The organism is Cupriavidus sp. HPC(L) (assembly GCF_000307735.3).
In the GTDB taxonomy this organism is placed as follows: Bacteria; Pseudomonadota; Gammaproteobacteria; order Burkholderiales; family Burkholderiaceae; genus Cupriavidus.
Window position 1 is genome coordinate 1 of record NZ_AMPR02000069.1, and the last position, 11,111, is coordinate 11,111.

Here is an 11,111-nt window from a genome sequence, read left to right on the forward strand (position 1 = left end):
CAGCCCGCGCCGCCGTCCCCGCCCGCGCCCGCCGCCACCGACGACGGCGATGACGGCGATGACGACGAAATGGTGCTGGTCCCGGTGCCGCCGCCGAGCGAGGAGGCCAAGCGCGGCTGGATGCAGCGGCTGCGCACCGGCCTGTCCAAGACCAGCCGCGGCATCAGCACGCTGTTCGTCGGCGTCAAGGTCGACGAGGCGTTGTTCGAGGAGCTGGAGACCGCGCTGCTGATGGCCGACGCCGGCGTCGAGGCCACCGAATATCTGCTCGGCGAGCTGCGCCGCCGCGTCAGGAGCGAGCGCATCGACACCGCCGAGGGCGTACGCCTGGCGCTGCGCGATCTGCTGACCGAGCTGCTGCGTCCGCTCGAGAAGACCATGGAGCTCGGCCGCGAGCAGCCGATGGTGATGATGATCGCGGGCGTCAACGGCGCCGGCAAGACCACCAGCATCGGCAAGCTGTGCAAGCACTTCCAGCACTACGGCCAATCGGTGCTGCTGGCCGCGGGCGATACCTTCCGCGCCGCCGCGCGCGAGCAGCTGACGATCTGGGGCGAGCGCAACAACGTCACCGTGGTCTCGCAGGAGAGCGGCGATCCGGCCGCGGTGATCTTCGACGCGGTCAACGCGGCCCGTGCGCGCGGCGTCGATATCGTGATGGCCGACACCGCCGGCCGCCTGCCGACGCAGCTGCATCTGATGGAAGAGCTGAAGAAGGTCAAGCGCGTGATCGGCAAGGCGATGCCCTCCGCGCCGCACGAGGCGCTGCTGGTGATCGACGCCAATACCGGGCAGAACGCGCTGGCGCAGGTCAAGGCCTTCGACGATGCGCTGCAGTTGACCGGCCTGATCGTGACGAAGCTCGACGGCACTGCCAAGGGCGGCATCCTGGCCGCGATCGCGCGCCAGCGTCCGGTGCCGGTCTACTTCATCGGCGTCGGCGAGAAGGTCGAGGACCTGCAGCCGTTCAAGGCCGACGAATTCGCGCGGGCGCTGCTGGGCGACTGAGCACGCGTTCTCGGACACGACAGCAGGAAAACGGGCGCCGCTGTTTCCAGCGGCGCCCGTTTTCATTGACGGCCTTTCACTTACTCCGCGTCGGGCTGCGCCTTCGGTGCGGCCTGCTGGAACGCCGGCAGCTCCATGCACGCGTCGAAGATCCGCACGATGGTCGGATACGGGTCCAGATCGACCTGGAAGCGCTGCGCGTTGAAGACCTGCGGCACCAGGCAGATGTCGGCCAGCGTCGGCGTATCGCCCAGGCAGAAGCGGCCGGCCTTGCCCTCGCGCGTCAACGTGGCTTCGAGTCCGGCAAAGCCGATCTCGATCCAGTGCCGATACCAGGCGTCCTTCGCTTCCTCGCCGACGCCGAGCGTGTGCTTCAGATACTTGAGCACGCGCAGGTTGTTCAGCGGATGGATCTCGCAGGCGATCGACTGCGCCACTGCGCGCACGTAGGCGCGGTCCAGCGCCGTGCCGGGCAGCAGCGCCGGCTCGGGATGGGTCTCGTCCAGGTATTCGACGATCGCCATCGACTGCGACAGCGCATGGTCGTCGTCCAGCAGCGTCGGCACCAGCGCATTGGCGTTCAGCGCGCGGTACTGCTCGCTCAGTTGCTGGCCGCCATCCTTGAGCAGATGCACCGGCACGTATTCGAAGGGCAGGCCCTTCAGCGCCAGCGCGATGCGCACGCGGAACGCCGCGGAACTACGGAAATAGCTGTAGAGCTTGAGCATCGCTTCAGACCACCTTGACCACCAGTTCGCCCACGCCTTCGATCGCGCACTGCATGCGATCGCCCTTGACCACCGGGCCCACGCCCTCGGGCGTGCCGCTGTAGATCAGATCGCCCGGCTGCAGCTCGAACAGCTTCGACAGGTACGACACCATCTCGGGCACCGACCAGATCAGGTCGGACAGGTCGCCACGCTGCTTCTCGGCGCCATTGACGGCCAGCGTCACCGCGCCGCGCTCGGGATGGCCGATCGCCTGCACCGGCACGATCGGGCCGATCGGCGCCGATTGGTCGAAGGCCTTGCCGGTCTCCCACGGACGTCCGGTCTTCTTCGATTCGTTCTGCAGGTCGCGGCGGGTCATGTCCAGACCGACGGCATAGCCGAACACATGTGCGGCGGCCTGCTCGACCGGGATGTCACGGCCGCCCTTGCCGATCGCGACCACCAGCTCGACTTCGTAGTGCACGTTGTTCGAGCCCGGCGGATACGGGAACGTGCCCTCGGCGCCGTCGGCCACCGGGCTGACCGCGTCGCTCGGCTTGCAGAAGAAGAACGGCGGTTCGCGGTCCGGGTCCGATCCCATCTCGCGTGCGTGGGCGGCGTAATTGCGCCCGACGCAGTAGACCCGCCGCACCGGAAAACGCGCGCTGCTGCCGCGCACCGGCACGCCGGTGGGCGCGGGGGGTTGGAATACGAACTCCTCGGTCATGCATCTCTCCACTGGATGGCTTCTGGAATGGATATCGGAGCGCGGTCCGGATGGCGCGGCGAGCGCCGGGCGGGACCGGCGCGGCGAGGGCATCGGCGGTGCCCGACCCCTCGCGGCAGGGCATCAGCATACACCGGCCGCCCCATCGCGGGGCAAGCGGCGCCCCAAAACCCGGCGTGATTCTTGCATGAAGCAGGCGGCAGACATCGGCCGCCGAGGCGGCCATGGAAAAGCCGGCCACAAGCCAACTAGCGAGCCAACAAGCGAGCCGGCCACCGACCGTCGGCCACCGCCTGACCAAACCCATGAATCGCCGCCCGTCCCCGCCCTCCACGACGCGTTCCGCGCCCTCGGCCGCCACGCCCGCCGCCCCGGCTTCGGGCGGGCGGCCGCTGCGGATCCTGCTGGTGCGCGATCCGCTCGACGCCGATCCGCTGAACGTCGACACGATCCGCGCCGGCCTGGCGGCCGCCGGCTTCAGCGAGGTCGAGACGGTCGACGCCGACCTCGCGTTGCCGGACGTCATCGCCGCGCGCCAGCCGGACCTGATCATCATTGCCTCGGAGTCGGCGGCGCGCGATACGGTCGAGCACGTCTGCGTCTCGACCCAGCATGCGCCGCGCCCGATCGTGCTGTTCACCGATAACGACGACGCCGAGCGCATCAAGGCCGCGCTGACGGCCGGCATCACGGCCTATATCGTCGACGGCCTGCGCGCCGAGCGGGTCAAGACCGTGCTCGATGTCGCCTACGCGCGCTTCCAGCTGGACCAGGCGCTGCGCGCGGAGCTCGACGCGACCCGGCTGAAGCTGACCGAGCGCAAGGTGGTCGAACGCGCCAAGGGCCTGCTGATGCAGGCGCGCGGCCTCAGCGAGGACGAGGCCTACAAGCGGCTGCGCACCATGGCGATGGAGCGCGGCATCAAGCTGGTCGACGCCGCCCAGCGCGTGATCGACGTGATGGGCTAGGGCCCTCGCGCTTTTTTTGGAGTCTTGCATGCCCCCTCGCCCCAGTCCCGCCAAAGTCCGGCGCCCGGCCGTCGTTGCCGATGCATTCGGGTGCAGCGCCGACGCGCCACCCGCCAGCCAGGGTCGCGGCCGCGCGCGGACGAACCTGAGCGGATCCGCCTTGATGACGCTGGTCGATCCGATGGTGCGCGCGGGCGCCTGGGCGGCAGGCTCGGACGCGCCGGAGAAGACCGAGGTCCGGATCGGCTTCATCCCGCTGACCGACTGCGCCTCGATCGTGATGGCCGCCGCGCTGGGGCTGGACCGCAAGCACGGCATCCGCATCACGCCGGCCAGGGAGGCCTCGTGGGCCGGCGTGCGCGACAAGCTGGTCAACGGCGAGCTCGACGCCGCGCACGTGCTGTACGGGCTCATCTACGGCGTGCAGCTGGGCATCGGCGGACCAAGGAAGGACATGGCGGTCCTGATGAACCTGAACCACAACGGCCAGGCGATCTCGCTGTCGACGAAGTTGGCCGACAAGGGCGTCCGGGACGGCGCCAGCCTGCGCGCCTACATGACGCGGGAAAAGCGCGAATACACCTTCGCGCAGACCTTCCCCACCGGCACGCATGCGATGTGGCTGTACTACTGGCTCGCGGCCCACGGCATCGATCCGATGCGGGAGGCGCGCGCGATCACCGTGCCGCCGCCGCAAATGGTGGCCAATATGCGGCTCGGCCAGATGGACGGCTTCTGCGCCGGCGAACCGTGGCACGCGCGCGCGATCGCCGACGGCATCGGCTTCACCGCCGAGACCACGCAGGGCATCTGGCGCGACCATCCCGAGAAGACGCTGGGCACCACGGCCGAATTCGTGCAGAAGTATCCGAACACGGCGCGCGCGATGGTGGCCGCGGTGCTGGAGGCATCGCGCTTCATCGACGCGTCGGCGTCGAATCGCCGCAGGACGGCCGAGACCATCGCCGCGCCATCCTGTGTCGACACCGACATGGAGCTGATCCTCGACCGCATGCTGGGCCGTTATGCCAACGGGCTGGGCAGGACCTGGGACGACCCCGATGCGATGCATTTCCATCGGGACGGCGAGGCGAACTATCCCTACCTGTCGGACGGCATGTGGTTCCTGACGCAGCACAAGCGTTGGGGATTGCTGAAGGAGCATCCTGACTATCTGGCGGTGGCCCGCCAGGTCAATCGGCTCGACGTCTACCGGCAGGCCGCCACGGCCGCGCAGGTACCGCTGCCGGCCAGCGAATTCCGCACGGCGAGGCTGATGGACGGCGTGATCTGGGACGCCACGCGCGACCCGAAGGCTTATGCCGACGGCTTCGCGATCAAGGCCTGAATGGCGCTGGCCGGCCGCCGCGCGGGCCGTCTGGCGTATCGCGCTATCATCGACCGATACGTACCCCCTGCTGCACCCCCGCTGCCCCGCTCTCACCGTACAGCATCACCGCACCGCCATGTCCGCTGACCGCCTCCACACTCTGCCCGCCTTCTCTGCGGCCCCCTATATCAAGGAAATCGGCCGCGGCGTCGCCGGCGCCCGTGCGCTGCCGCGCGACGATGCGCGCCTGCTGTTCGACGCGATGCTGTCCGGACGCGTCTCCGACCTCGAACTCGGCGCCGTGCTGATGGCGTACCGGATCAAGGGCGAGGCGCCGCACGAGCTGGCCGGCATGCTGGAGGCCGCGCATGCGCACTGCCTGCCGCTGCCGGCGCCGGAGCGTCAGGTGGTGGTCATCCCGAGCTACAACGGCGCGCGCAAGCAGCCCAATCTGGTACCGCTGCTGGCGCTGCTGCTCGCGCGGGAGGGTATCCCGGTGCTGGTGCATGGCACGCGCGAGTTCAATCAGCGCGTCACCAGCATCATGCTGTTCGAGGCCCTGGGGATCGCGCCGTGCGCGACGGTCGACGAAGCCGCGCGACGGCTCGCGCAGCCGGGCGGCGGCGATACCGATCCAGGCCCGCTGGCGGTGCTGCCGATCGACGTGCTGTCGCCGGCCCTGTCGGCGCTGCTCGACAAGCGCACCGTGATCGGGCTGCGCAATTCCTCGCACACGATCGTCAAGATGCTGCAGCCGGTCGGCGCGCACACGCCTGCCGAGGCGCTGCGGCTGTACAGCTACACGCACCCCGAATACCGCGAGACGCTGACCGATTACTTCTCGCACGAGCCGGCCAACGTGCTGCTGGCGCGCGGCACCGAGGGCGAGGTCGTGGCCGACGCCCGCCGCGGCAGCCGCATCGACTGGCTGCACGACGGCCATCAGCGCACGCTGGTGGACCCGATGTCGGGCTCGGTCGCCGACGTGCCGGCGCTGCCGCCGGGCACCGACGTGGCGTTGACGGCCGCGTGGATCCGCCAGGTGCTGGCGGGGGCCGTGCCGGTGCCCGCCCCGATCGCGACGCAGATCGAGACGATCCGCGGTTGCCTGCGCGACAGCGCGCGGGTCAGCTGGGTCAGTCCGCTGTAGCGACTTGGGTACGCACCACTCGATCCTTGCTCCCCTCTCCCGTCCGCGGGGGAGCGGGATCGGGGAAGAGGGCAAAGGCGCAACCATGGCGGACGGCGGCGGCATAGCGACTGCCTTTCTCTCTCCCCAGCCCCTCTCCCGCAAGCGGGAGAGGAGAGCCATCAAGCGTGGGCCAGGAGTACCCTCATGTCATTGGCTCTGTCAAACCCGCCGCGGCGGCAGCGGAATCCGCTCGGTCTCGCCCGGTACGTGCGGGAACTCGTCGTTCTCCCAGCGCCGCGCCGCCTCTTCGATCGCCTCGCGGGTGCTGGCGACAAAATTCCAGAAGATATGCCGCCGGCCGTCGACCGGTTCTCCGCCGAGCAGCATCAGCCGGGACGGCTCCAGCGCCGTGACGGTCGCCTCGGCGCCGGGCGTCAGCACCGCCAGGTGCTCGGCCGGCAGCGCGATGCCGTCGATCGCAGCGGCGCCATCGACCAGATAGAGGCCGCGCTGCTCGTGCTCGGGCGGAATCGCCAGGCTGGCGCCGGCGTCGAGCTCCAGCGCGGCGTACAGCGTGCGGCTGAACACCTGCACCGGCGAGCGTGCGCCGAAGGCGTCGCCGGCGATCACGGTGATGCGCGCGCCGCCGTGGACAAGCCGCGGCAGCGTGTCGGCCGGATGGTGGAAGAACGACGGTGCGACCGTCTCGTGCTCGCGCGGCAGCGCGACCCAGGTCTGGATGCCGTGCAGCCGCGGGCCGGCGTCGCGGGCGGCCTGCGGCGAGCGCTCCGAATGGACGATGCCGCTGCCCGCGGTCATCCAGTTGACGTCGCCGGGCCGGATGGTCTGTTCGCTGCCGACGCTGTCGCGATGGACGATTTCGCCTTCGAACAGATAGGTGACGGTGGCCAGCCCAATATGGGGATGAGGGCGCACATCCATGCCTTTGCCGGGCTCCAGTTGAACCGGACCCATGTGGTCGAAGAAGATGAATGGCCCGACGGTTTGCGCGGCGGCGGAGGGCAGCACCCGCCGCACCGAGAAGTCGCCGATATCTCTTACATGCGGTTTCAACAAATGTTCAATGGCGGACATGGCAGACACTCCAAGGGCGTGGCGGATCGACGCAATGCTGGCAAGTGTAGCCTTTGCGGCCCGATGGCATGGTCCCTGCAGCAGAACCGGCACGGGCGCCGGCCCTCTAATGAACTTGTGTCCGTCTTCGCAGCGATTTCCGGGCGACTTCCTGGCAACCTGGAGCGCTATGGAATTTTTCCTCCGATATTCTGGAACTATCGTAGCGGACCGGACTCCAATTAGCACTCACCCGGCTGGAGTGCTAATATGCGTTGCATTGCAGTGTGGGAAGCGCCGGCCACGACGCCGTCGATGCTTCCGACACGCGGGCACGCCGCCCGCCGGATGCGAAAGGAGCCCTGAGTGAACGCAGTCCTGTCTGCCGATTCGATCACCATGAACAACACCCTGCCGATGGTGCCGCAGCGCGCCAACAGCATGGCCCTGACCCTGCCCGCCGGGCTGGGCAATCTCGACAGCTATATCCAGGCTGTCCACCGTATTCCGATGCTCACCGCCGAGGAGGAGCAGCGGCTCGCGCGCGAGCTGCGCGATCACGACTCGGTCGAGGCGGCCCGCCGCCTGGTGATGTCGCACCTGCGTCTGGTGGTGTCGATCGCCCGCCAGTATCTGGGCTATGGCCTGCCGCACGCGGACCTGATCCAGGAAGGCAATATCGGCCTGATGAAGGCCGTCAAGCGCTTCGACCCGGACCAGGGCGTGCGCCTGGTGTCGTACGCGATCCACTGGATCAAGGCGGAGATCCACGAGTACGTGCTGCGCAACTGGCGCATGGTCAAGGTCGCGACGACCAAGGCCCAGCGCAAGCTGTTCTTCAACCTGCGCAGCCACAAGCAAGGCGCCCATACCTTCACGCCGGACGAGATCGACGCGGTCGCCCGCGAGCTGAACGTCAAGCCGGAAGAAGTGATGGAGATGGAAACCCGCTTGTCGGGCGGCGATCTGGCGCTGGAAGGCCAGGTCGACGACGGCGAGGAGGAGTTTGCGCCAATCGCCTATCTGGCCGACAACCACAACGAGCCGACGCGCGTGCTCGAGGCCAAGCGCCAGGACCGGATGCAGGTCGAGGGCCTGGAACAGGCGCTGACCAAGCTTGATCCCCGCAGCCGCCGCATCATCGAGGCGCGCTGGCTGCAGGTCAACGACGACGGCTCGGGCGGCGCCACGCTGCACGAACTGGCCGACGAGTTCGGCGTGTCGGCCGAGCGCATCCGGCAGATCGAGTCCGCCGCGATGAAGAAGATGAAGGGCGCGCTGCAGGCCTTCGCCTGATCGGCGCCGCCCGCTGGCCATCAACCGAAAGCCGTAAGCCAGCCGCTGGCTCCCCGCATGCACGGGGGTGACGGCGGCGACAAGGGCCGGGTTCCGCAAGGACCCGGCCCTTTTCTTTTGCCGCTCCGGCGCCGCACCGCACATGGGCGTGCCCCCTCCGACTCGGGGTTTGCCCGCATCCCGCGGCCGTGATGTTGACAATCACGCGGCCGTGATCTACAAATCCGTACACAACTACAAACGATTTTGTAGACAATTCTGTCTACAAAACAAATCCTGAGAGCGGATTCCCGATCTTTCGATCTACACCGCCCATCCGGCGCCTTCCGCGCGCCTACCACCGCATGGCATCGCCTTGAGGAGACAAGCATGATGCACACCACCGCGCCTGCCGCCGCCGAGCTGCAGGACAGCGCGTCCGTCCACCATGGCAACGTGCTGATCAAGCCATCGTATGACGAACGGCTGACCAACGAAGACCTGGCGCCGCTGAAGAAGCAGACCTGGAGCACCTACAACATCTTCGCGTTCTGGATGTCGGACGTGCACAGCGTCGGCGGCTACATCACGGCCGGCAGCCTGTTCGCGCTGGGCCTGACCAGCTGGCAGGTGCTGGTCGCGCTGCTGGTCGGCATCGTCATCGTGCAGTTCTTCTGCAATCTGGTGGCCAAGCCGAGCCAGGTCACCGGCACCCCGTATCCGGTGATCTGCCGGGCCTCGTTCGGCGTGCTCGGCGCCAATATTCCGGCGGTGATCCGCGGCCTGATCGCGGTGGCGTGGTACGGCATCCAGACCTATCTGGCCTCGTCGGCCTTCCTGGTGCTGGCGCTGCATTTCTTCCCGTCGCTGGCGCCCTATGCCGACGTCAAGCTGCATGGTTTCGCCGGGCTGTCGACGCTGGGCTGGGCGGCCTTCATGACGCTGTGGGTACTGCAGGCGCTGGTGTTCTGGACCGGCATGGAGACCATCCGCAAGTTCATCGACTGGGCCGGCCCCGCTGTCTATGTGGTGATGATCCTGCTGGCGATCTGGCTGGTGAACAAGGCCGGCTGGAGCAACGTCAGCTTCACGCTGAGCTTCGTCAAGTACAGCGGCTGGGAAGCGGTACCGGTGATGCTGACCGCGATCGCGCTGGTGGTGTCGTACTTCTCCGGCCCGATGCTGAACTTCGGCGACTTCTCGCGCTACGCGAAGAACTTCGGCGCGGTCCGCAAGGGCAACTTCTGGGGGCTGCCGATCAACTTCCTTGGCTTCTCGCTGCTGACCGTGATCACGACCTCGGCCACGCTGCCGGTGTTCGGCAAGCTGATCACCGATCCGGTGGAGACCGTCAGCCATATCGACAGCACCTTCGCGATGGTGCTGGGCGCGCTGACCTTCATGACCGCCACCATCGGCATCAACATCGTCGCAAACTTCGTGTCGCCGGCGTTCGACTTCTCCAACGTGTCGCCCAAGCACATCAGCTGGCGCACCGGCGGCATGATCGCCGCGGTCGGTTCGATCTTCATCACGCCCTGGAATCTGTACAACAACCCGCAGGTCATCCACTACACGCTGGACGTGCTGGGCGCCTTCATCGGGCCGCTGTTCGGCATCCTGATCTCCGACTACTACCTGGTGCGCCGCCAGCAGGTCGACGTCGACGACCTGTACACGATGCGTCCGCAGGGCAAGTACTGGTACACCCGCGGCTACAACCCGGTGGCGATCGCCACGATGATCCCGGCCGCGATCATTCCGATCCTGTGCGTGGTGGTGCCCGCCTGGCAGGGCCTGGCCAACTACAGCTGGTTCATCGGCATGGGCATCGCGCTGGTGCTGTACCGCGTGCTGGCGCGCCGCATGATGCCGCATTTCTTCGCCGCCGCCTGACACGCGGCCTGAACCCGACGACCGACGACCTGACCCGACCACGACGTTTGCCATGAAGCTCAAGATCATCAACCCCAACACCACGCAAAGCATGACCGACAAGATCGGCCAATGCGCCCGCACCGTGGCCTCGCCCGACACGCGCATCGTCGCCGTCAGCCCTCGCATGGGTCCGGCTTCCATCGAGAGCCACTATGACGAGGCGCTGTCGGTGCCGGGCATCCTCGAGGAGATCCGCCTGGGCGAGGCCGAGGGTGTCGAGGGCTACGTGATCGCCTGCTTCGGCGATCCGGGGCTGTACGCGGCGCGCGAGATGGCGCGCGGGCCGGTGATCGGCATCGCCGAGGCCGCCATGCACATGGCCAGCCTGATCGGCACCAGCTTCAGCGTCGTCACCACGCTGGCGCGGACCTGCAATATCGCCTGGCATCTGGCCGAGCGCTACGGCATGGAACGCTTCTGCCGCAACGTGCACGCCTGCGACCTGCCGGTGCTCGAACTGGAGCGGCCGGGCTCGGACGCGCGCCGCATCATCACCGAATCGTGCCGCCAGGCGCTGGCGCAGGACCGCAGCGACTGCATCGTGCTCGGCTGCGCCGGCATGACCGACCTGTGCGAGGAGATCGCCGACGCGATCGGCGCGCCGGTCATCGACGGCGTGGTGTCGGCGGTCAAGATGGTCGAGTCGCTGGTCGCGATCCGGCTGCGCACCAGCAAGCGCGGCGATTGGGCCAGGCCCTTGCCGAAGGCCTACGCCGGCATGCTGGCACCGTTCGCGATCAACTGAGGCGCCGCCGTCCCCTCGCCACGTCCAACGATTTCCGCTTGCCGCAGATCATGTCCTCTTCGCTCCCCCCTTCCCGCCCGCAACCCGGCGCCGATGCCGGCCAACCGTATCCGCGCGACCTGGTCGGCTATGGCAGCCAGCCGCCGCACGCCCGATGGCCCGGCGGCGCCCGCGTTGCGCTGCAGTTCGTGCTCAATTACGAGG

The 11,111-nt window shown here is 68.0% G+C and carries 10 protein-coding genes; 7 read left to right on the forward strand and 3 right to left on the reverse strand.

Annotated elements, in window-relative coordinates; all coding sequences use genetic code 11:
- The coding region (gene ftsY / locus B551_RS05765) for a signal recognition particle-docking protein FtsY (protein WP_023263654.1) at positions 1 to 1,008 on the forward strand (1,008 nt) is incomplete at its 5' end.
- An 80-nt stretch (positions 1,009 to 1,088) separates the two neighbouring features.
- On the opposite strand, the gene maiA is transcribed toward ftsY, so the two are convergent.
- A complete protein-coding gene (gene maiA, locus B551_RS05770) occupies positions 1,089 to 1,736 on the reverse strand; it encodes a maleylacetoacetate isomerase (RefSeq protein WP_006578308.1) in 648 nt (215 codons plus the stop codon).
- A 4-nt stretch (positions 1,737 to 1,740) separates the two neighbouring features.
- Positions 1,741 to 2,445: a fumarylacetoacetate hydrolase family protein gene (locus B551_RS05775; RefSeq protein ID WP_006578309.1), complete on the reverse strand. Its 705-nt coding sequence runs from the start codon at positions 2,443 to 2,445 to the stop codon at positions 1,741 to 1,743.
- Between the two features lie 305 nt (positions 2,446 to 2,750).
- On the opposite strand from B551_RS05775, the gene B551_RS05780 reads away from it, so the two are divergent.
- From B551_RS05780 to ybiB, 3 genes are all read left to right on the forward strand, one after another.
- Positions 2,751 to 3,413 (forward strand): ANTAR domain-containing response regulator, encoded by a 663-nt coding sequence (locus tag B551_RS05780; RefSeq protein ID WP_006578310.1) that lies wholly within the window; start codon positions 2,751 to 2,753, stop codon positions 3,411 to 3,413.
- Between the two features lie 28 nt (positions 3,414 to 3,441).
- Entirely contained in the window at positions 3,442 to 4,761 is a 1,320-nt protein-coding gene (locus B551_RS05785; RefSeq protein WP_023263655.1) for a CmpA/NrtA family ABC transporter substrate-binding protein, read from the forward strand.
- Between the two features lie 118 nt (positions 4,762 to 4,879).
- Positions 4,880 to 5,893 carry a DNA-binding protein YbiB gene (gene ybiB, locus B551_RS05790; protein ID WP_006578312.1) on the forward strand — a complete coding sequence of 338 codons (1,014 nt, stop codon included), beginning with the start codon at positions 4,880 to 4,882 and terminating at the stop codon, positions 5,891 to 5,893.
- A gap of 201 nt (positions 5,894 to 6,094) precedes the next feature.
- Here ybiB and B551_RS05795 read toward each other — a convergent pair whose 3' ends face one another.
- The gene (locus B551_RS05795) at positions 6,095 to 6,970 is read right to left on the reverse strand and encodes a pirin family protein (RefSeq protein WP_006578313.1); all 876 of its coding nucleotides are present in this window, start codon (positions 6,968 to 6,970) and stop codon (positions 6,095 to 6,097) included.
- 378 nt (positions 6,971 to 7,348) lie between these two features.
- Here B551_RS05795 and rpoH point away from each other — a divergent pair, with 378 nt between their 5' ends.
- From rpoH to B551_RS05810, 3 genes are all read left to right on the forward strand, one after another.
- A complete protein-coding gene (rpoH, locus tag B551_RS05800) occupies positions 7,349 to 8,245 on the forward strand; it encodes an RNA polymerase sigma factor RpoH (protein WP_023263656.1) in 897 nt (298 codons plus the stop codon).
- Between the two features lie 369 nt (positions 8,246 to 8,614).
- On the forward strand, positions 8,615 to 10,120 hold the full coding sequence (locus B551_RS05805; protein ID WP_006578315.1) for an NCS1 family nucleobase:cation symporter-1: 1,506 nt from the start codon (positions 8,615 to 8,617) through the stop codon (positions 10,118 to 10,120).
- A gap of 52 nt (positions 10,121 to 10,172) precedes the next feature.
- On the forward strand, positions 10,173 to 10,907 hold the full coding sequence (locus tag B551_RS05810; RefSeq protein WP_006578316.1) for an aspartate/glutamate racemase family protein: 735 nt from the start codon (positions 10,173 to 10,175) through the stop codon (positions 10,905 to 10,907).
- Positions 10,908 to 11,111: the final 204 nt, after the last annotated feature.